The 18,982-nt window shown below is 65.6% G+C and carries 20 protein-coding genes, 1 tRNA gene, 1 other RNA gene and 1 pseudogene; 15 read left to right on the top strand and 8 right to left on the bottom strand.

The features are described from left to right. The first annotated feature begins 47 nt into the window (after nucleotides 1–47). From HII28_RS18225 to HII28_RS18215, 3 genes are all read left to right on the top strand, one after another. Complete coding sequence (locus tag HII28_RS18225) at nucleotides 48–701, top strand: TetR family transcriptional regulator (RefSeq protein ID WP_170027293.1); 654 nt, start codon at nucleotides 48–50, stop codon at nucleotides 699–701. Nucleotides 702–925: 224 nt separating this feature from the next. Then, nucleotides 926–1,492 carry a TetR family transcriptional regulator gene (locus HII28_RS18220; RefSeq protein WP_170027292.1) on the top strand — a complete coding sequence of 189 codons (567 nt, stop codon included), beginning with the start codon at nucleotides 926–928 and terminating at the stop codon, nucleotides 1,490–1,492. 2 nt (nucleotides 1,493–1,494) lie between these two features. Next, entirely contained in the window at nucleotides 1,495–1,965 is a 471-nt protein-coding gene (locus HII28_RS18215) for a hypothetical protein (protein ID WP_170027291.1), read from the top strand. Between the two features lie 98 nt (nucleotides 1,966–2,063). On the opposite strand, the gene HII28_RS18210 is transcribed toward HII28_RS18215, so the two are convergent. Beyond that, on the bottom strand, nucleotides 2,064–2,426 hold the full coding sequence (locus HII28_RS18210) for a nuclear transport factor 2 family protein (RefSeq protein ID WP_170027290.1): 363 nt from the start codon (nucleotides 2,424–2,426) through the stop codon (nucleotides 2,064–2,066). A gap of 114 nt (nucleotides 2,427–2,540) precedes the next feature. On the opposite strand from HII28_RS18210, the gene HII28_RS18205 reads away from it, so the two are divergent. Then, nucleotides 2,541–3,368, top strand: a complete 828-nt coding sequence (locus tag HII28_RS18205; protein WP_170027289.1) for a MerR family transcriptional regulator — start codon at nucleotides 2,541–2,543, stop codon at nucleotides 3,366–3,368. Between the two features lie 148 nt (nucleotides 3,369–3,516). On the opposite strand, the gene HII28_RS18200 is transcribed toward HII28_RS18205, so the two are convergent. The 3 genes from HII28_RS18200 to HII28_RS18190 all read right to left on the bottom strand — a co-directional run bounded on the left by HII28_RS18200 (nucleotide 3,517) and on the right by HII28_RS18190 (nucleotide 5,352). After that, a complete protein-coding gene (locus tag HII28_RS18200; protein WP_170027288.1) occupies nucleotides 3,517–4,107 on the bottom strand; it encodes a TetR/AcrR family transcriptional regulator in 591 nt (196 codons plus the stop codon). Nucleotides 4,108–4,171: 64 nt separating this feature from the next. Next, entirely contained in the window at nucleotides 4,172–4,534 is a 363-nt protein-coding gene (locus tag HII28_RS18195) for an SPW repeat protein (RefSeq protein ID WP_205865077.1), read from the bottom strand. A gap of 293 nt (nucleotides 4,535–4,827) precedes the next feature. Continuing rightward, nucleotides 4,828–5,352 carry an HTH domain-containing protein gene (locus HII28_RS18190; protein ID WP_170027287.1) on the bottom strand — a complete coding sequence of 175 codons (525 nt, stop codon included), beginning with the start codon at nucleotides 5,350–5,352 and terminating at the stop codon, nucleotides 4,828–4,830. Between the two features lie 123 nt (nucleotides 5,353–5,475). On the opposite strand from HII28_RS18190, the gene HII28_RS18185 reads away from it, so the two are divergent. The 5 genes from HII28_RS18185 to HII28_RS18165 all read left to right on the top strand — a co-directional run bounded on the left by HII28_RS18185 (nucleotide 5,476) and on the right by HII28_RS18165 (nucleotide 8,376). Then, nucleotides 5,476–5,892 (top strand): DUF6855 family protein, encoded by a 417-nt coding sequence (locus HII28_RS18185; RefSeq protein ID WP_170027286.1) that lies wholly within the window; start codon nucleotides 5,476–5,478, stop codon nucleotides 5,890–5,892. 520 nt (nucleotides 5,893–6,412) lie between these two features. Then, nucleotides 6,413–6,955 (top strand): DUF6325 family protein, encoded by a 543-nt coding sequence (locus HII28_RS18180; RefSeq protein ID WP_205865076.1) that lies wholly within the window; start codon nucleotides 6,413–6,415, stop codon nucleotides 6,953–6,955. 121 nt (nucleotides 6,956–7,076) lie between these two features. Continuing rightward, on the top strand, nucleotides 7,077–7,253 hold the full coding sequence (locus HII28_RS18175; RefSeq protein WP_170027285.1) for a hypothetical protein: 177 nt from the start codon (nucleotides 7,077–7,079) through the stop codon (nucleotides 7,251–7,253). 80 nt (nucleotides 7,254–7,333) lie between these two features. Beyond that, nucleotides 7,334–7,699 (top strand): VOC family protein, encoded by a 366-nt coding sequence (locus HII28_RS18170; RefSeq protein WP_170027284.1) that lies wholly within the window; start codon nucleotides 7,334–7,336, stop codon nucleotides 7,697–7,699. A gap of 248 nt (nucleotides 7,700–7,947) precedes the next feature. Then, nucleotides 7,948–8,376: a hypothetical protein gene (locus HII28_RS18165; protein WP_170027283.1), complete on the top strand. Its 429-nt coding sequence runs from the start codon at nucleotides 7,948–7,950 to the stop codon at nucleotides 8,374–8,376. Nucleotides 8,377–9,120: 744 nt separating this feature from the next. Here HII28_RS18165 and HII28_RS18160 read toward each other — a convergent pair. Next, a complete protein-coding gene (locus tag HII28_RS18160) occupies nucleotides 9,121–9,564 on the bottom strand; it encodes a hypothetical protein (RefSeq protein WP_170027282.1) in 444 nt (147 codons plus the stop codon). A 450-nt stretch (nucleotides 9,565–10,014) separates the two neighbouring features. On the opposite strand from HII28_RS18160, the gene HII28_RS18155 reads away from it, so the two are divergent. Beyond that, nucleotides 10,015–10,266 (top strand): type II toxin-antitoxin system prevent-host-death family antitoxin, encoded by a 252-nt coding sequence (locus HII28_RS18155; protein WP_170027281.1) that lies wholly within the window; start codon nucleotides 10,015–10,017, stop codon nucleotides 10,264–10,266. Continuing rightward, nucleotides 10,263–10,523, top strand: coding sequence for a Txe/YoeB family addiction module toxin (locus tag HII28_RS18150; protein WP_170027280.1), 261 nt, complete (start codon nucleotides 10,263–10,265; stop codon nucleotides 10,521–10,523). The genes HII28_RS18155 and HII28_RS18150 overlap by 4 nt, the downstream gene beginning before the upstream one ends. A 56-nt stretch (nucleotides 10,524–10,579) precedes the next feature. Here HII28_RS18150 and HII28_RS20545 read toward each other — a convergent pair whose 3' ends face one another. The 3 genes and pseudogenes from HII28_RS20545 to HII28_RS18135 all read right to left on the bottom strand — a co-directional run bounded on the left by HII28_RS20545 (nucleotide 10,580) and on the right by HII28_RS18135 (nucleotide 12,206). Further along, nucleotides 10,580–10,768, bottom strand: a complete 189-nt coding sequence (locus tag HII28_RS20545; protein WP_346769406.1) for a transposase — start codon at nucleotides 10,766–10,768, stop codon at nucleotides 10,580–10,582. A gap of 97 nt (nucleotides 10,769–10,865) precedes the next feature. Further along, nucleotides 10,866–11,606: pseudogene (locus tag HII28_RS18145) on the bottom strand (IS256 family transposase); the annotation flags it as partial. A gap of 515 nt (nucleotides 11,607–12,121) precedes the next feature. Further along, a tRNA-Ser gene (locus HII28_RS18135) sits at nucleotides 12,122–12,206 on the bottom strand. A 194-nt stretch (nucleotides 12,207–12,400) separates the two neighbouring features. Between HII28_RS18135 and ffs the strand changes: the two genes are divergently transcribed. From ffs to HII28_RS18115, 4 genes are all read left to right on the top strand, one after another. Further along, an RNA gene (gene ffs / locus HII28_RS18130) (signal recognition particle sRNA small type) lies at nucleotides 12,401–12,497 on the top strand. Between the two features lie 265 nt (nucleotides 12,498–12,762). Beyond that, the gene (locus HII28_RS18125; protein ID WP_170027278.1) at nucleotides 12,763–15,396 is read left to right on the top strand and encodes a phosphoketolase family protein; all 2,634 of its coding nucleotides are present in this window, start codon (nucleotides 12,763–12,765) and stop codon (nucleotides 15,394–15,396) included. Then, nucleotides 15,393–17,528, top strand: a complete 2,136-nt coding sequence (gene pta, locus HII28_RS18120; RefSeq protein WP_170027277.1) for a phosphate acetyltransferase — start codon at nucleotides 15,393–15,395, stop codon at nucleotides 17,526–17,528. The genes HII28_RS18125 and pta overlap by 4 nt, the downstream gene beginning before the upstream one ends. A 214-nt stretch (nucleotides 17,529–17,742) precedes the next feature. After that, nucleotides 17,743–18,930, top strand: coding sequence for an acetate kinase (locus HII28_RS18115; protein WP_170027276.1), 1,188 nt, complete (start codon nucleotides 17,743–17,745; stop codon nucleotides 18,928–18,930). The last annotated feature ends 52 nt before the right edge of the window (nucleotides 18,931–18,982 follow it).

Here is an 18,982-nt window from a genome sequence, read left to right as displayed (position 1 = left end):
TTCACCTGAACGCTGTTCACCTGAACGGCGTTCACTATAGTTGGGACATGGCTGGAACGGGTAACGGGCGTCGTCACACTCGGGAAGACGTGGCACTGGCGGCGCTGCGGATCCTCGACGACGACGGACTGCCCGAGCTCACGATGCGACGGCTCGCGGCAGCCCTCGACGTGCAGCCCAGCGCGTTGTACTGGCACTTCCCCAACAAGCAGAGCCTCCTCGCAGACCTCGCAGACCGGATCGTCGCGCAGACCCGCGGACAGCAGCACGGCGGACAGCAGGACGGCGCGGACGCCTCTCGAACGCGTTCCGAGGCGTTGGCACTCCGCGACGCGCTGCTCGCGTACCGCGACGGTGCGGAAGTCGTCTCGAGCACACTGGCCCTCGGCCTCGGATCCACTGCTGCGCGAGACGGACTCGCCGCCGCGATCACCGACGACGGTTACGAGGCGGCTTTCGCGGAGCGCGCGGCGACGGCACTCCTGCACTTCGTCATCGGGCAGGTGTGGCACGAGCAGCAGCGCATGCAGTACGACAGTCTCGGCGTAGTCGTGCCCACCGAGAGCCTCTCCCCGTTGAGTGACCGCGACGCGGCGGAGGAATTCACGTTCGGTATCGACCTGTTCATCGACGGAATCCAGAGCCGACCAGGCGAGCAGTCCGCGCCGCCGAGGGCCTCCGAGCCAACAGTCACGGCGTGAGAGCCGCCCCCGCCCACGGTGGGTGGCGGGGATGGCTCAGTCGCGTCGGTCGTGTCGCAAGAACCCGTTGAAGGGGTTCGGGCGCCCTGGCCCGTCGCTGACTTGGCCGCGCCGCTGCTGCGGCGTCGACGTCATAGAACGGGTCGTTCGCTGTGCTTCCGCCCGGGAATCGGGTCTTGCAATTCATTACTAACAGTGTTAGTTAATAGATCAGGGAGGCGACGATGGCACGCAGGGCACGGATCGATCGCGGGGCGATCGTCAGCGCTGCGCTGGAGCTGCTGGATGAACAGGGCGTGGCGGGGCTTTCGATGCGGGCACTCGGCTCGCGGCTCGGGGTGCGGGCGGCATCGCTGTACAACCATGTCTCCGGGAGGCCCGAGCTGCAGCAGCTCATCGCGGACAGGGTGTGGGCCGGCGTCATCGACGTTCTCGACCGGGAGCTGCCCTGGCGGCACTTGTTCGAACAACTCGCGGCCGGGCTGCGCGCTGGACTGAGCGCCCATCCTGGTGCCGTTCAGGTCGTGGCCGTCACGAACGTGTCGGTCGAGGTCTACAGCCCTGCCGTCCCGATCATCACGCGGGCCTTCGCCGGGCTCGGAGTCGAGGAGCCGGACGCCCTGCTCGCAGTTGCCTCCCTCAGCGTGCTCGTGATCGGTCTCGCCGGGGCCGAGTTCGGCGATGCCCCCCAAGCTCCGGTCGCGCCACCGGAGTACTACGACCACTGGTTCGAGCTTGCAGTCGGGACCTTCCTCGACGGCATCGAAGCTCGCCTCAACTCAGGAAGCTGATCATGCTCATCACCGCAATCTGCCTCGTCATCCTCGCCGACGTGTACTTCGTGATCACGACCCTCGTCGACCTTCATCCCCTGAACAACGTCACGCATGCGACCCCGAAGGAACGGCGCACCGAGGTGCTCATCAATGCCCCGATCTTGCTGCTGCCCGCCGTTCTCCTGACGATTGCAGGACTCCTGCAGCTGCCGTGGCTGGCAGGAGTGGGAAGCGGGATCGAGTTGCTCGTCGCCCTCGGCGGCCTCGCGCTGTGGTGGCTGCCCTACCTGGTCGGGGTCACTGTGCCATGGGCCACGGCAGAAACCGGAACCAGTTGGGATGAGCTGCACGCGCGCACCTACGCGCACACCGTGATCGTGCTGCCCAGAATCGGGAACAGGCCTCGCCCCAACCTCGAGCACATGATTCTGCACGCTCTGATCCTCGCCGCGGCCATCACCGGATTCTTCGCCGCCGGCCAGCTCTGACAACACGCGAATCCAAACTGCCCCAGGTGCTTTCGGCGGGGCGAGCACAGTGGAGCTGTGCCGAGTCCGTTGGAGCCGGGCGGTATCGGTCGCCCCACTCAGCGCGCGGGATCCTTCAGAAGGATGGTGATCTGCGAGGCGATCTTCCCCTCGGTGATCTGGAAGTAGTGGGTGAGGATGAGCGGGCTCGGAAGCCTGCTCTTGTCGAAGAGCCCGTCGGTGATTGTTCGAACGATTGTCTGCCCGTGGCCGCCGAGGACCTCGACCACTTCATAGCTCACCCGGTCGCCGACGATCTCCTTCGACAGGAACGCGCGGATCGCTTGCTTTCCGCGGAACTCGCGGGAGGCATCCGTCACAAATGCGTCGTCGGCGAAGGTCGCCAGGATCGCGTCGAGATCGCCGGCGTTGGTCGCGCGGATGTTCTCGGCCAGGACACCCGTGAGGGAGGTAGTTGACATGATGTCGGATTCCTTTCGCTGTCGGTTCCTTCATCATCGAGTCGGCTCTGGGGCACGGTTCAACCTCGTGGCTGGGCGGAACTCTCCCGTGCGGGAGGGCGGAGACTGGAAGCCATGAGCACCATCGGGATCGGTGACTTCGCCCGCGCCACGCACCTGGGCGTGAAGGCGCTGCGCAACTACGACCGCGTCGGACTGCTCCGGCCGGCCGAGGTGGACGGCGTGACCGGTTACCGGCGTTACGACGTCGAGCAGATCTCCGATGCGCTGCTGATCAAGCGCTTTCGCGATCTGGGGCTGCCCCTCGATCGCATCGCGGTGCTGCTGCGGACGGAGAACGTGGAGGAGCGCGCCGGGCTGCTTGAAGCGCACTTGAACGCCCTCATCGGCGATCTGGAACGAATGCGGGCCGCGACCGTCAGCCTGAGCGGGTTGCTTGATCACGTCGTGTCGTCGGAGTCGATCGGGTCCCGCGTCGCGCCGGCCACGCACGCCGCAGCGATCGAGGCCGACATCGATGCGGCGACGATCAGCCCATGGTTCCGAGGCGCGACCGCCGAGCTCACCGCGATGCTGGCCGCGCGGCATCTGAGCGCCGCCGGGCCGGTCACCGGACTGTTCGAAGAGACGGTCTTCACCGAGGGTGCCGGGAAGGCGACGATCCTCGTGCCGACGAGGGGTCCGATTCATCCGCTGGGGCGCGTGAAGCCGATCCTCACCGCCCGAGCAGAGCTGGCGGTGGTCATCCATCGCGGCTCGCACTCGGAGATCGACCGCTCATACGCCGCACTCGGCTCCCACGTTGCGCGTCATGAGATTTCCACCCCGGGACCGATCCACGAGACCTATCTCACAGGGCCGGCCGAGACAGCGGATGACAACGAGTGGGTCACCGAGATCGGCTGGCCGGTCTTCCACACGCGCGCAGCGGATGCCGGTTGAACCTCGTCATCGAGTGCCGTCGCGGTGGGATCCAGCACGGACTCTGCGCTGTGCCCCCGGGGCGACGTGCTTCCGCTGCAGAACGGGGCCGAGGGCTTCGTGTTCAGGACCGACGTGGCGAGAGGAGGATGCAGGAGCGTCAGTGCGCTCAGTCGGGGGCGGCGTTCCTGCGCGCGGGGAACAACCCGTCGCAGACGAACTCGGCCAGGGATACGAGCTCAGAGCGGGCCGCCTCGGTCGCGCGATCCGATCCCAGTGTGAGGATTCCGAGCCAGGCCTTTGCGGCGCTCCGCAGTCGGCTCGCCGCAGGGCGCACCGGCGTGCTCGCGGTGAGCACCCGCTCGATCAGCGACAGCAGCCGGTCTCGATGCTCATGCAGTGCCGAGAGCACCTCCGGATGCGTGTGCTGCTCCCGCGAGATGATGACCCCGATGACGTGCGAGGAGTCCTCGAGCTCCCGGATCTTGGCGGTCAGGTTGAGCAGCGAGCGCGCCGGATCACCCGGCTCGGCGAGCGAGTCGACATCGAGCGGACCCAGCGTCATGCGCTCTGCCACGAGAGCGCGCAGCAGTTCGGACTTCGTCGGGAAGTAGTAGAAGAGCAGCCCCTTGGGCACGTCGGCGGCGGCAGCGACGGCCGACGTCGGGGTGGCGTCGAAGCCGCCGTCGGCGAAGAGGCGCTCTGCGGCATCCAGGATGCGAGCCCGCGTCTGGCCTGAATCTCTGCGAGGCGGATTCACAGCATCCCCTTCAACGAAAGTCGGGGCGGCAGCCAGGCCGCCACCCCGCCATTCTGTGTCGGTCTCATCCGTGCGAGTGCGCCATGTCGTGGTGGGATCCGCCGCGAACCGGCAGCAACTCCCAGGCAGCCGCGATGACAGCCACTCCACCGCACACCCATGAGAACCAGGCCGCGCCCATGTGCGTGGCGTACATGCCAGCCCACGGCGAGATGAAGAGCAGCACTCCGATGGCGCCGTGCACCCATTCCATCCAGTCGAGGCCCGGCATCGCCAGGTTGATGAGACCCGCGATGACCAGCAACGCGCCGAGTCCGATCATGAGCAGCATCGAAAGTCCGCCAGGCGTTACCCAGATCGTCGAGAGTGCCACGACGACACCCGCCGCGACAGTCACCCAGTCCTGCCATCTCATCCACTTCTTCATGGATACACCTCCTCGATGTTCCCCAAGGGGATACCACAACGCTAGACCTTGATTGACCGCCCGGTCGATCCTTGTGTGCGTCGTAAGGGAACGTCGTCGTCGATGCAGGGACGTCGTCCTGGACTGCAACGGCAACCTCACCGAGAGCCCATCAAGGAACCATCGAGAGGTACCGCAGCCGATCCCGGTGCGCGCCATGCGGCCCCGTATTCGCGTTCCAGGTCCACCGGCCCTGGAGGACGCAACCCAGCGGCTCGCTCAGCACTTGGCCCGGGACGTTTCGGTCGGCGCGATCATTGCGGGGCTTGTTCGTGGAGCGCGGCGAGACGGTGGGCGAGGGCGGCCATGGCGGCGCGCAGCTGGGTGGGGAGCAAGATCTCGATGTCGGGTCCGAGGGCCACGAGCTCGCGTAGCGCGGTGTCGTAGGAGTCGAAGCGGAACGATCCTTCGACCCAGTCGGGTCGGTCGGGTGCCGGGGTCCCGTGGGGCCGTGGCCGCCATCCTTCCGGTCGACCGCTGATCATCGCGTGTTGCAGTGCTGCCGGGCTGAGGCGGACTCGGACTCTGCGCAGTTGCCCGCGCGTGCTGTCGAGTCCGGGTGGGACAGCGAGGTCTGGCTCGTGGAAGGTGTCGAGGATCTGGAAGCCGCCGTTCGGGCCGCGGGTCGCGTACAGCGGTACTCCCGCAGTGGACAGCGTGTCCAGGTCGCGGAGCACGGTCCGCGTCGAGACCTCGAGTTGGTCCGCCAGCGTGGCCGTGGTGTGGCGGCGGCCATCTTGGAGGAGTAGTACGAGGCGCAGCAGCCGTCCGGCTCGCATCAGATCACCCCATCGGATCCGAATGTTTTCCTATTCATGACAAGTGGTGTCATGAATAGGTTGCCAGACTGGTCGCGACAACGCCGAAAGATTCTCGGCGGCAGATGCGAAGGGAGTTCGGTGATGCCTGATCATGTCGAGGGGATGGGTACGGCTGAGGATCCGTGGATCCTGGTGACGCCGCCGGGATCGTCGGAGTTCGATGCGTGGAGGGACGAGACGGCAGACCCGCCGGCGCTGCGGATCCGAGTCGGGGCGACGACGCTCGCCTACCGGCTGCGGTGCATCGAAGACCTCCACGCGATGCTCGTCGAGCACGGCGATTGGATTCCGCTCGGCAACGCAGACGAGCAGAAGGATGCCAAACCGGGCACAGTGGAGGCGTGGGCTCGCTCGGCGGAGAACCCTGTCGGTGGCTGGTACGGGCTGCGCAAGGGCTACCGCGGTCGGTTCGGCAACTATGTGCCACCAGTGCTCGAGCACCTCGGTCTTGCGGAAGTCGAACATGGGCCGCGCAACAACCGCATGAGGGCGCGGTGATGGATGAACGCTGCTTCCGTGGGTCACTCCACAGGTGAGCCTCCGTCGGCCGATCCATTGCGGGCGTTCTGCGTCGAGTATCGGGAAGACTTGGCGAGTGGATGGCAGCAGCGCGGGTTACCGCCCGCACATGACGCACGCGCGGGCCACCACGGTCCGTGAAGGCGACCGTAGACAGTTGCCGGTCGTGGCAATCGCAGAGATGAAAGGAACAATCGCCACCATCATCGCCACGGTCGACCTCACCAACAGACGAAGCACGTAAGCGGACGACACGGCACGGGGTCCGCGCGAAGCGGGATTCGCAATCGACGTGTTGGTCATCGTGGTCTGCACAGTTGCGATTCGATCGATCGCCTGCAACGGGTGATCCGCGACGGCTGTCCGATTCGCGTGCCCCTTCCTGCGTAACGTGATGTTGGCACCACCCCGTAACGGTGCCGCAGAGGTGGTTACGCGCATTCGCCTCCGTGGGCATGAACCACCGAGCAGTCCGACTGTCAGAGGGAGGAAAACGGCCATGACGGACACAAGCGGCAACGGCACCAGCAACGAAGGTCTGAGTCAGGAGGACGCTGAACTCGTGGCGGAGGAGATCGCACTCGAATTGGCGGAGGCGGATGCCGAACTCGGGCCGATCGACTATCTCGTGATCGAGTTCCCTGCGGGCCAGAGCACCCTGACCGGCGAGGCTGTCGCGACCTTAGCTGAGTTGGCCGAGTCCGGGACCATTCGCATTCTCGACTTCGTTGTCGTGCACAAGGGCGACGACGAGTCGATCGACGTCATCAAGGCCGAAGGCCTGGATGGGCTCGGCATTCTGGGCACCGTCGAAGCGAGCCTCGCGGAGGCGGTCGCCGAACAGGACCTGGTCGATGTGGCAGCCGTGATGGAGCCTGGAAGCGTTGCTGGAGTTCTGGTCTGGGAGAACACCTGGGCCGCTCCGTTCGCCGCAGCGGTCAGCAGCAACGGCGGACGACTCATCGCATCCGGCCACATCCCGAGCCAGGCTCTCCTGGCAGCCCTGGCGGACGAGGATGACACCGGCGAGGGCGACGAATAGCCTCGCCCTGGCACGAAGAGATGGTGCATCCGACATCGAAGTACTCACCGCCGTCGGCGTGCATCCCGGCATCCGCTGCCGCTAGGCAACCCGGCAAGCCGTTGTCATCGCTGGCATCGGAATGCTTCTCGGCGCAGTCACAGGGACGATCGGCACTTTCCTACTCGAAGGGTCCTCGACCATCGACATCTTCGTAATGGCCTGGATTCCGATCACTCCGGCGATCGCGGGAACCACCATCCTCTGCTTCACCGGCGGACGCTCCCGCGGCGCGAACTTCAGGAGCGCCATCCCCTAGCGCGCGAGAGTCGATCCTTGCGCGTGGCATGAGGTTGTGCCGCCTGGTTCGATGTCGGGGGCGCATGGGACCCTGAGGGGATGGCGACGACGACGCGGGTGTTGAGCGTGACGGTGCCGGTTCCTGACCAGAACCGGGCCCTGGAGTATTACCGAGACGTGCTCGGTTGCGAGGTCAGGTATGACGGTGAGCCCTGGCCCGGTGCGCGGATGATCGAAGTGGTTCCGCCGGGGTCGTCCGTCGGGATCGTGCTGCTCCCGCCCGACAGCGAGATACCGGTAGCCCTGCGCCTTGGCACGCATGACGCGGCCGAGGCATTCGGCCGCGTCAGAGACGCTGGCAGCGCGCTACACAACGATGCACCGATCTCCATCGGCGACGGCTCCCCGATGTTCTTCTTCGACGATCCCTTCGGCAACGGTCTCGTATATATCCAGGAAGATTGAGCCCCGAACACGATTCCTGGTGAGTTGCGTGTGCGCACGTCGTGCTGCAACCTGGTCGGTCGCCACGCGCAACCCAAAGGCAACCCCTTGATTCGGCGGTGGCGTGGGGGGAGAGTCGAAAGGTCCGGGCGCGGGCGCGCCGGTACTCATGCTCGTAAAGGTGACGGCTCATGGCGACCTCGGTTCTGATCAGTTGCACGTTTGACGACGAAGACACATCTCACCGCGTCTTCGCCGACTTTCGGAGAATGCACGCAGTAGCCCTGCTCAACCTCACCGGCCTGATCTGGATCTTCGTCGCGAAGGACGGGCACCTCGATGTGTCGACCGCGCCGCATGACTCGATCGCTTCGGAAAGTGATCGGGATGCCGCATCGTTTGCGCAGATCCTCGGCTCCCTCCTGGCGGCTCCACTTCTCGGGGAGTCCGTCGACGGCACGCTGGGCGCAGTGGCCGACCGGGTCACCGAGAGCGAGCGTGTCTCCGCGAAGGGCCTTCGCAAGCAGGCCGGAAAGATCCTGGTGCCGGGAAAGTGGGCCGTGATCGCATACGCATCCCAGGTGGCCGAGTCGGCCATCCGTGCACAGTTGCAGAAGGACGCACCGGGGCCGTTGTTCTGGGAGATCGAAGAGGCTACCGCCGACACGCTGTCATCGGACGCAGGCGTGCAGCCCTGAGCGCTCTCACGTCGCTTTTCCTGCCGATTGCCTAATCGTGGCTGCGCAGCGTGCGGTTGGTGTCGGGCGAGTCGGATGACGCCGTAAACGGCGCTCGCGCCAGCGACGACGAGCACGGCGTCGGCCCAGAACGGTGCGGTGGCGGCTTCGACGAGCACGATGATCCGGTGCTCACGCCCACGAGCGGGTCGATGATGGTGAGCCCCGCGATCAGGAGTTCCCGCGATTCGGCCGAGTACGCGTCTGTAAGAACTAGGAACCGAGGATGCCGGCCGCTGAAGCGGCTCGATTGCCCGGCCAGCCGCGTTGCGCTTTCATGGCGCCCGCTGACGGATCCCGCTGCGCAGCCGACCCGGAGCTCGACGTACTCGGCACGCAGCGGATCCTGTTGTGCACGGCGCTCCTGTCGGCTCTTCCGAATTGCAGTGGCCGTGCGCACCAAATACTTGCCGGGCCGCCTCGAGAGGATGGAGCCTCAGTGCGTGCTGCGGGAGTTGCTTGCTTCGTCGCGGGACCAATGATCTTCATCTGCGGATCGGTGATCTACGCGATCGAAGGTTCGCGTGCCAACTCGTTCCTGCTCGCAGCGATCTCAGTTCCGGTCGCCATGGTTGGATCCTTCTTGACCCAGAGGGCAGCCAGCATTCGCGATCGCACGGATTGGCGCGATTCGAGGGATAAAGGTTGAGATAGGTCCTCGAACCATGGGCGCAGCGGCCTCGAACGTGTACGCAAGCGGATCGGTCATTGTTCATTGATGAGGCGGCGGATGAGGCCGCGGGTGAGCATGAGGATGACAATCAATATGGTGACTTGGAAGAAGCCGCCCAGGTGTACTTGGCCTCGGAAGACCAGGGCGGTGAGTTCGATCACGAGGAACTTGCTGCCGGGGAGAACGAGAAGCAATGTGACTATGTTGACAACACGCCGCCAGGTGCCGGTGGCGATCCTAATCCGGTGCAGCAGTCTCCCTTTGATCCACACCACCAGCTCGAGGACGAGCTTCAGGAGAATCGCGGTGAGCAGGATGAGGAGAAACGTCTCCGAGATGACTGCGGGAAAGAACTCAACGAACAATCCCAGAACCATCGTGTACGCGAAGAGGTCCACGATGTCAGCAGCGCGTACTCGGAAACGGCCGCCGGCATGCTTATCCGCCGAATCCTTGACGGTCGGCAACGAGTCCATGAGGCAGTTTTAGCGCACCGCCACAGGCTATGCCGCACACGGGGATCGTCGCACACATAGTGATCGCGGGGCGCACCTACTCTGCGGCATGATCTGACCCTGACCAATGGTGGCGTGGGCCCCGCCGCAGACAAGCCTGATTCCGACGAGGAACTGGGCAATCCGATCGGATGGTTTGTCGGTGCCCTGTGTGCTGTCGTAGCCGGGGTCGTGCTGCAGATCGTATTCCCGACGGTCGCCACCCTCGGTCTCTACGCTGCCGGTGCCGGATTCGCCACTCGCGGGATCATCATCCTCGTTCGGCAGTATCGGCAGAGATCTGACGGTCACTGATGCATCTGCGCGCTGGCGGATCCACCTACGCGCAGGTTTCCTCCTTCGCACCCGATGATCTTGGGTGGGTCGCGTGTGCGGAGTGGTACAATATCCCGTACCATTCTGGAGGTAGTCATGTCAGCGATCACGGCGTCGGACGCACGCAAGAGCCTGTTCGGTCTCATTCAGCAGGTCAATGACGATCACACCGCCGTCGAGGTCGTCTCACGACACGGCAACGCCGTCATCCTGTCGAAGGACGACTACGACGCGATGACTGAGACGGCTTATCTGCTGCGCAACTCCGTCGGCGCCCTGCGCCTGGTGGAGGCGATCGAGCGGGCTCGTCGGGGCGAGTTCGAGCAGCACGACCTGCACGACGCGTGAGCCGCAGCCTGGCCTTCGACCGTAACGGGTGGGAGGACTACCTCTATTGGCTAACCCAAGATCGCAAGACGTTGAAGCGGATCAACCAACTCATCGCCGACGTACTGCGCGACCCGTTCGCGGGCATTGGTAAGCCCGAGCCCCTCAAGCACATTCTGGGCGGCGCATGGTCACGCCGCATCGACGACGCCAATCGTCTTGTGTACTACGTGACCGACGACCACATCGTCATATTGCAAGCACGCGACCACTACTAACCCGACACTCCACCACGAGCGAACCCAAGGGGATCCACCACCGTGCCGGGATTGGCTCACCTGAGCGACGCAGTGGGGACTGTCTGATTATCGGTGCGTGGGGTGGGCACGAACTCTGCCCAACTGTTGCGCCAGAGCTGGATGATCGCGGGATAGCGTTCGCCCCATGCCTGGGTGAATTCCTCGAACCGGTCCTTCGCTGCAGCCTCGGACGGGGCCGTGTAGACGGGTTTGAGGGACTTCACGATCGCATCCCGGTGCTGCCGGCCGGCATACCGGAAGCTGCCCACGGATCAGGTGCACGATGCACTGCTGCACGACGGTCTGCTCCCAGGTGGTGTTGATCGCCTCCGGGAGTCCTTTCAACCCGTCGCAGACGGCGATCAGGACATCCTCGACGCCGCGGTTCTTCAGCTCGGTGAACACCTGCAGCCAGAACCTGGCCCCTTCGCCGCCATCTCCGGCCCAGATGCCCAGGATCTCCCGCTCCCCGCCTGTGGTGACACCCATCACGACATAGAACGGGGTGTTGCGCACCTGCCCGTTCCGGACCTTGACCACGATCGCGTCGACGAAGATCACCGGGTAAAGCGGGTCCAACGGGCGGGAGGCCCACTCGGCCAGTTCCGCGGCGACTTTCTCCGTGATCCGACTGATCGTGTCTTTGGAGACCTTCGCCCCATAAACCTCGTCGAAGTGCGCGACGACCTCACCCGTCGTCAGTCCCCGCGCCGATAGGGAGAGCACGATCTGATCGATCCCCTCCGGGCGGCGCGTGCGCTTAGGCACGATCACCGGCTCAAACGAGCCATCACGATCCCGGGGCACCTCGATCTGCACCGGACCGATCTCGGTCAGCACGGTCTTCGTCCGGGTCCCGTTGCGCATGTTCGCGGCGGCCGGAGTCCCGCCATGCTCATGACCAAGGTGCTCGGGCAGCTCCGCGTTCAGCGCCGTCTCGAGCACGCTCTTAGTGAGCTGGCTCAACAGCCCGCCCGGGCCGACCAAGCTCACGCCTCGTTCCTTGGCCCGCGCGAGCAACCGCTCGGCGAGCTCCTTCTGATCGATGATCTCTACGATCATCTCCGCGCCGCGCTCGAGGCGAAGCGGAAGCGATTTGGGGGGGCAATGCCCGAGTTTGCTCGTCAAGACCAGCTGGTGTTTATGAACCGGAACGGCTCTGCCCACAATCCGGTTCAGTTCTCTCGACAATGGAGAGAACCTGTCCGCAGGGCAGTGGAGGAGAACCCCGAACTCGAGTTACTACATGAACTGCAGCACACCCACGCCACCCTTCTACTACGGGCCGGGGTCCATCCAAAGATCGTCTCCGAGCGTCTCGGACATGCGGACGTCCAAACCACACTCAATATCTACTCGCACTCGGTGCGAACGCTTCAGCGTGGAGCGGCCGATTTGGTTGGCCAACTGCTCACGCCGTCAGGAATTGAACAGTCGGGCGATGCCCCTGGAACGATCCCTCGGCCAGGCGCGCTTCCAGAGCGAATCTCGTTCGGTGACGACGCAACTGTGTCACCAACTGTGCCACCCAACCATTGATGACGGTGGGGCCCTTGTAAAACCTGGGCCATCGGGAGCGGAGGATGGGGGATTCGAACCCCCGAGGGCTTTCACCCAACACGCTTTCCAAGCGTGCGCCATAGGCCACTAGGCGAATCCTCCGGGCGGCCGCGCAAACGACCTCAGAGAATCTTACCCGACGTCAGGGCCGCTTCCGAACGCGTGGCCTTGCGCCTCGGCGTCGACAGCCGGCATGACAGAGCCCGCCACTTCGCTTGGGTGCGGCGCAAAGCAGCCGCGAACGCGGCGGTCAGGCATCGCGGAGGAATGGGCATCCGGATGCCGTTACACTTGAGGACGGCTCCTCGCGTGGCGCCATCCAGGCCAACTCCCCCAGGACGGAAACGTAGCAAGGGTAACCGGGCTCTGGCGGGTGCGCGAGGGGTCCTTTTGTTCTCTGCGCCGATCCCCGCCCGGCGCACCGCTGTCGACTTCACGCATGGTTGCGGTCGTCGAGGCGTGCACGCCGCCGCGTCGCGGAGCGTGTTGCGTTGTCGGGATGGCGCCTGGTCCTGAGCGTTCGCGAATTCGATCGTGTCAGGTTCGACTCTCCGACCACAGGGGTGCACGCTCCACCGATCTCTCCACATGCCTGGCGCGTCATGCGTCCGCCCGGCAAGGATGGAGATGCGGCCGCAACCGCGACCAGGTTGGAGGGATGTCCGTGCCATTCGGGTCGACGTCGACGAAATCTCGCGCCAAGAAGGACGACAACGGGAAGCGGAAAGGGACTGGAGACCGGGAAGGTGCGTCGACGCAGGTCGTGGCATCCGCTACCGCTGTCGAGCCGACCCATAACGGTCGAGCGTCCGGCGACGACCCGGCCTTTCCTCACCGGGCCGAGCACGGTCTCCGTCCGGAGACGATCGAAGCGCTGGACGCCTGGTGGCGTGCGGCGAACTACCTCAGCGTCGGACAGATCTACCTGCTCGACAATCCCTTGTTGAGGCGACCACTCACGCGGGATGACATCAAGCCGCGTCTCCTCGGACACTGGGGCACAACGCCGGGACTCAATTTCGTCTACGCGCACCTGAACCGCGTCATCCAGGAGCGCGATCTCAACTCCATCTACATCACCGGGCCGGGCCACGGGGGTCCGGGCATGGTGGCGAACGCGTACCTCGACGGCACGTATTCGGAGGTGTATGCGCACATCACCCAGGACGACGAGGGGATGCGCAAGTTGTTCCGGCAGTTCTCGTTCCCGGGCGGCATCCCGAGTCACGTCGCACCGGAGACGCCCGGATCCATCCACGAGGGCGGCGAGCTCGGCTATTCGTTGAGCCATGCCTACGGCGCAGCCTTCGACAATCCGGATCTGCTCGTGGCGTGCGTCGTCGGCGACGGCGAGGCCGAGACCGGACCGCTGGCGACGAGCTGGCACTCCAACAAGTTCGTCGATCCACGGAACGACGGCGTCGTGCTGCCGATCCTGCACCTCAACGGCTACAAGATCGCCAACCCAACGGTGCTCGCGCGTATCCCGGAGGACGAACTGCTCGACCTCTTCCGTGGATACGGTCACGTGCCGTACCTCGTGACCGGTGGGTTCGACGGCGAGGATCCGATCGCGGTGCACAAGCGTTTCGCCGACGTGCTCGATCAGGTGCTCGACGACATCGCGACGATCAAGGCGGATGCCCGTGCCGGCCGCTACGACGCCGCCCCCGGTGATGAGCAGCACGGCTCAACGCCGCCCTGGCCGATGATCATCCTGCGCACGCCTAAGGGATGGACCTGTCCGCACGAGATCGACGGCGTTCAGGTCGAGGGTACGTATCGCGCCCATCAGGTGCCGCTCGCGAACGCGCGCGACACCGAGGAGCACACGCGCATCCTCGAGGACTGGCTGAGGAAGTACCGCCCGGATGAGCTGTTCGACGAGGCCGGCGCTCCTGTGGCGCTCGCCACCGAGCTGGCGCCGGACGGAGACAGGCGGATGAGCGCCAACCCTGTCGCCAACGGCGGTCTCCTCCGCAAGGAGCTGTCGCTGCGCGACTTCCGCGACTTCGCTGTCGACGTGCCGTCGCCGGGCGCGACCACCGCCGAGGCCACGAAGGTCCTCGGTCACTGGCTCGCGACGGTGATCGCCGACAACCCGAACTCGTTCCGCATCTTCGGGCCGGATGAGACTGCTTCGAACCGGCTGGCGCCCGCCGTCTACGAGACGACGGCCAAGCAGTGGAACGCGGAGATCTGGGAGACTGACGACCACCTCGCTCGCGCCGGTCGCGTCATGGAGATGCTGAGTGAACATCAGTGCGAGGGATGGCTGGAGGGGTATCTGCTCACCGGGCGCCACGGTCTCTTCAACTGCTACGAGGCGTTCATCCACATCATCGACTCGATGTTCAACCAGCACGCCAAGTGGCTGAAGGTCACGCGGGAGATCCCGTGGCGCAGGCCCGTCTCGAGCCTGAACTACCTGCTGTCCAGCCATGTCTGGCGACAGGACCACAACGGGTTCAGCCACCAGGATCCTGGCTTCATCGACCACGTCGTGAACAAGAGTGCCGACGTCGTTCGCGTCTACCTTCCGTTCGACGCGAACACGCTGCTGTCCACATACGACCACTGTCTGCGATCCGTCGACTACGTGAACGTCGTCGTCGCAGGCAAGCAGCCGACGGCGAACTGGCTCACGATGGAACAGGCCATCGCGCACTGCACTCGCGGCATCGGCATCTTCGACTGGGCCGGCACCGAGGTGGAGGGCCAGGCGCCGGATGTCGTGCTCGCCGCGGCAGGAGACATCCCCACGCTCGAGGTGCTCGCTGCTGCCCAACTCCTGCGGGACGAGATCCCCAACCTGCGGGTGCGCGTCGTCAACGTCGTGGACCTGATGCGCCTGCAGTCGGAGACGGAGCATCCGCACGGACTCTCCGACCGTGAGTTCGACGCCATCTTCACGGCCGATCGACCGGTGATCTTCGCGTACCACGGCTATCCGTGGCTCATCCATCGCCTCTCGTACCGCCGGCACGGACACGAGAACCTGCACGTGCGCGGCTACAAGGAGAACGGCACCACGACCACGCCGTTCGACATGGTGATGCTCAACGACCTCGACCGTTTCCACCTCGTGATCGATGTGATCGATCGGGTTCCGGGACTGTCCGAGCGGTACGCCGAGTTGCGTCAACGCATGCAGGACGCGCGCCTCGCAGCACGTCAATACACGCGCGACCACGGCGAAGACCTTCCGGAAGTCGCCAACTGGGCGTGGGGCCATCAGAACACGGCAGGCGAATCGGACAACTCGACGGACACAGGAGGGGACAACGCGTGAAGTCCGTTTACCTCACGTCGGCGGAAGGGCGTAGCGGGAAATCGACCATCGCTCTCGGCGTGGTGGATCTGCTGCTGCGACAAGGACGAAAGGTAGGCGTCTTCCGCCCCATCGCGCGCTCGGCGACGGAGCGGGACTACGTCCTCGACCTTCTGCTCGGCATCGACGGCGTGCTCGGCGATTACGAACGCTCAACCGGCGTGACATACGAAGACGTGCACGCCGACCCCGACGGAGCTCTGGCGCGCATCATCGACAGATACAAGGCGGTCGAGGCGTCCAGCGAGGTGGTCGTGATCGTCGGCAGCGACTACACCGACATCGGAACGCCCACCGAGCTGGGCTACAACGCCCGCATCGCGGCCAACCTCGGTGCTCCGGTGCTCCTCGTGCTCGGCGGCCGGGCGGCGCAGGGCGCCGACGAGCGGCTCGGACGTGCGGATGCCCGCACCCCGGCGGACCTGCACCAGCTGGCGGAAGTCACGGTTGCCTCGTTGCGAGCCGAGCACGCCGACCTGCTCGGAGTGGTCGTCAACCGCGCTGATCCGGACGCCCTCTCCTCGATCGCGGATGCCGTCGCATCCGGCGTCGCGCAGCATCCGGTTCCGGTCGCGGGCGTGAGCGCAGCCGTGGAGCCCGTATGGACGATCCCCGAGGATCCCGTGCTCGTCGCGCCGGCCGTGCGCGCGATCATGGCATCCGTCGACGGCGAACTGCTCTCCGGCGATCCGGAGCTTCTCGACAGGGAGGCGCTCGGTGTGGTCGTCGCGGCGATGTCCATGGAGAACGTGCTGTCGAGGCTCATCGAAGGGTCGGTCGTCGTCGTCCCGGGCGACCGCACGGAGGTGCTGCTGTCGGTGTTGATGGCGAACGCGGCGGGCACCTTCCCGTCCCTCTCGGCCGTCGTGCTCAACGGCGGATTCGACCTCAGCGAACCGATCACTCGTCTGCTGAACGGCCTGCGCTCCCCGCTGCCGATCATCAGCTCGCCGTACGGCAGCTACGAGACCACGGTGCGGATCACTCACACGCGGGGACGCCTGGCCGCCGATTCCGAGCGCAAGCGGCAGACAGCGCTGCAGCTCTTCGCGGACCATGTCGACACCGGGCGGCTCTTGCAGGCCCTCGACGTGACGCGGTCGCCCATCGTGACGCCGCTCATGTTCGCGTACGAACTCGTGGAACGGGCGCGGGGCGACCGCAAGCGCATCGTGCTGCCCGAGGGCGGCGACGACCGCATCCTGCGTGCCGCCCACATCGTGCTCTCCAGAGGCATCGCCGACCTCACGATCCTCGGCGAGGATGTTGCGGTGCGGTCACGCGCGGCCGAGCTCGGTCTCGAGCTCGCGGGGGCGGACATTCTGTCGCCCTTCGACCCGGAACTGCACGAACGCTTCACGGACGAATACGCCCAGCTTCGCGCGCACAAGGGGATCACCCGCGTTCAGGCGGCGGATGTCGTCACCGACGTCTCGTACTTCGGCACCCTGATGGTGCAGCTCGGCCTGGCCGACGGCATGGTCTCCGGTGCGGTTCACACGACCGCGCACACGATCAGGCCGGCGTTCGAGATCATCAAGACGCAGCAGGGCGTGTCCGTGGTCTCCAGCGTGTTCCTCATGGCGCTCGCCGACCGGGTGCTCGTCTACGGGGACTGCGCGGTGATCCCGGATCCGACAGCGGATCAGCTCGCCGACATCGCGATCTCCTCGTCGGCGACGGCCCGGCAGTTCGGCATCGATCCTCGCGTGGCGATGCTGTCGTACTCGACGGGGGAGTCGGGGAGCGGCGCTGACGTGGAGAAGGTGCGGGAGGCGACATCCCTGGTGCGCACTCGCGCGCCAGAGCTCCTCGTCGAGGGACCGATCCAGTACGACGCCGCAGCGGATGCCGCGGTCGCCGCTGCGAAGATGCCCGGGAGTCAGGTGGCCGGCCGCGCGACCGTGTTCATCTTCCCCGACCTCAACACGGGCAACAACACGTACAAAGCGGTGCAGCGCTCGGCGGGTGCGGTCGCGATCGGCCCTGTGCTGCAGGGCCTCCGCAAGCCGATCAACGACCTGTCGCGCGGAGCGCTCGTCGACGACATCGTGAACACGATCGCGATCACCGCGATTCAGGCGCAGGCATGAGCATGCTCGACGCGCCGCCTGCGCACCGGTGCTGGCACTCGCACGCGGGTGCTCGTGCGGCGGGTGTCGCGCGGGTCGTTCCCGCGGGTGCGTGCGTTCCGAGGGCACTTTCCTGGGACGGCCCCGCGTCCGACCGTCCGTCCCGGCCGGTCGCCCGAACATGGCGCATGGCGAGACAGCTCGAGGTGCGGAGGCGGACTGAGAAGAGGGAATCATGTCATCGGTACTGGTGATCAACAGCGGATCGTCGTCGTTCAAGTACCAACTGATCGACGCCGACAGCGAGCAGCGGCTCGCATCCGGACTCGTCGAGCGCATCGGCGAGGCGACAGGGCACGCCACGCACGACACGGATGCCGGGCACTGGGAGCGCTCACTGGAGATTCCGGACCACACGGCGGGATTCGCCGTCATGCTCGACGCTTTCCGGGAGCACGGACCGAGCCTGGACGAGCATCCGCCCGTGGCCGTTGGACATCGCGTCGTGCACGGTGGCGCGCGATTCTTCGAGCCGACGCTCGTCACCCCGCTCGTGTTGATCAACATCGAGGACCTCTCCGACCTCGCACCCCTGCACAATCCGGCCAACGCGCAGGGCATCAAGGCGGCCCAGAAGACCTTCCCCGATCTACCCGACGTGGCCGTGTTCGACACGGCCTTCCACCAGACCATGCCGCCGGATGCCTATACGTACGCACTCGATGCGTCCCTCGCCGAGCGGTACCGCATCCGCCGCTACGGATTCCACGGCACCAGCCACAAGTTCGTCTCGGAGGCGGCTGCGCAGTTCCTTCAGCGCCCTCTCGCGGACCTCAAGCAGATCGTGCTGCATCTCGGTAATGGGGCATCCGTCTGTGCCATCGACGGAGGCCTGTCGGTAGACACGAGCATGGGATTCACTCCGCTCGAGGGTCTCGTGATGGGGACCAGAACCGGCGACATCGACCCTGCTGTGCTGCTGTACCTGCAACGCAAGACCCGGATCGGCGTCGACGATCTCGACGACCTGGTGAACAAGCAATCCGGGGTTCTCGGACTGTCCGGGCACAAAGACATGCGAGACCTCTCGCGTGCGGCCGAGGCGGGGGAACCCGCTGCGCGGCTCGCTCTGGGCGTCTACCTGCGCCGCATCAAGCGCTATCTCGGCGCCTATCTGGCGGAGCTCGGCGGCGTCGACGTCATCACGTTCACGGCGGGCGTGGGGGAGAATTCGGTGCCGGTTCGCGCGGGGGCGCTCGCGGGCCTCGAGCGGCTCGGGATCGAGGTCGACCCGGATCGCAACGCCGCGCCGAACCACGGTCCCCGTGTGATCTCGACGGATGCCTCGCCCGTGACTGTCCTCGTGGTGCCGACCAATGAGGAGCTCGAGATCGCGCGGCAGACGCTCCAGGTGGTGGGGTAGGGGACACCGCGAGCGCCACTGCCGTCCGCAGACCCGGTGAGGACACCTGAGA

Source organism: Planctomonas sp. JC2975 (genome assembly GCF_012985205.1).
In the GTDB taxonomy this organism is placed as follows: Bacteria; Actinomycetota; Actinomycetes; order Actinomycetales; family Microbacteriaceae; genus Humibacter.
Note: the sequence above shows the minus strand (reverse complement) of the source record. Positions and strands in the feature narration are given on the sequence as shown.

What these genes read in the sequence shown, in the direction of transcription:
- HII28_RS18225 (WP_170027293.1), top strand. Translation starts at nt 48, where the DNA reads ATGGCTGGAACGGGTAACGGGCGTCGTCACACTCGGGAAGACGTGGCA.
- HII28_RS18220 (WP_170027292.1), top strand. Translation starts at nt 926, where the DNA reads ATGGCACGCAGGGCACGGATCGATCGCGGGGCGATCGTCAGCGCTGCG.
- HII28_RS18215 (WP_170027291.1), top strand. Translation starts at nt 1,495, where the DNA reads ATGCTCATCACCGCAATCTGCCTCGTCATCCTCGCCGACGTGTACTTC.
- HII28_RS18210 (WP_170027290.1), bottom strand. Translation starts at nt 2,426, where the DNA reads ATGTCAACTACCTCCCTCACGGGTGTCCTGGCCGAGAACATCCGCGCG.
- HII28_RS18205 (WP_170027289.1), top strand. Translation starts at nt 2,541, where the DNA reads ATGAGCACCATCGGGATCGGTGACTTCGCCCGCGCCACGCACCTGGGC.
- HII28_RS18195 (WP_205865077.1), bottom strand. Translation starts at nt 4,534, where the DNA reads ATGAAGAAGTGGATGAGATGGCAGGACTGGGTGACTGTCGCGGCGGGT.
- HII28_RS18190 (WP_170027287.1), bottom strand. Translation starts at nt 5,352, where the DNA reads ATGCGAGCCGGACGGCTGCTGCGCCTCGTACTACTCCTCCAAGATGGC.
- HII28_RS18185 (WP_170027286.1), top strand. Translation starts at nt 5,476, where the DNA reads ATGCCTGATCATGTCGAGGGGATGGGTACGGCTGAGGATCCGTGGATC.
- HII28_RS18180 (WP_205865076.1), top strand. Translation starts at nt 6,413, where the DNA reads ATGACGGACACAAGCGGCAACGGCACCAGCAACGAAGGTCTGAGTCAG.
- HII28_RS18175 (WP_170027285.1), top strand. Translation starts at nt 7,077, where the DNA reads ATGCTTCTCGGCGCAGTCACAGGGACGATCGGCACTTTCCTACTCGAA.
- HII28_RS18170 (WP_170027284.1), top strand. Translation starts at nt 7,334, where the DNA reads ATGGCGACGACGACGCGGGTGTTGAGCGTGACGGTGCCGGTTCCTGAC.
- HII28_RS18165 (WP_170027283.1), top strand. Translation starts at nt 7,948, where the DNA reads ATGCACGCAGTAGCCCTGCTCAACCTCACCGGCCTGATCTGGATCTTC.
- HII28_RS18160 (WP_170027282.1), bottom strand. Translation starts at nt 9,564, where the DNA reads ATGGACTCGTTGCCGACCGTCAAGGATTCGGCGGATAAGCATGCCGGC.
- HII28_RS18155 (WP_170027281.1), top strand. Translation starts at nt 10,015, where the DNA reads ATGTCAGCGATCACGGCGTCGGACGCACGCAAGAGCCTGTTCGGTCTC.
- HII28_RS18125 (WP_170027278.1), top strand. Translation starts at nt 12,763, where the DNA reads ATGTCCGTGCCATTCGGGTCGACGTCGACGAAATCTCGCGCCAAGAAG.
- HII28_RS18115 (WP_170027276.1), top strand. Translation starts at nt 17,743, where the DNA reads ATGTCATCGGTACTGGTGATCAACAGCGGATCGTCGTCGTTCAAGTAC.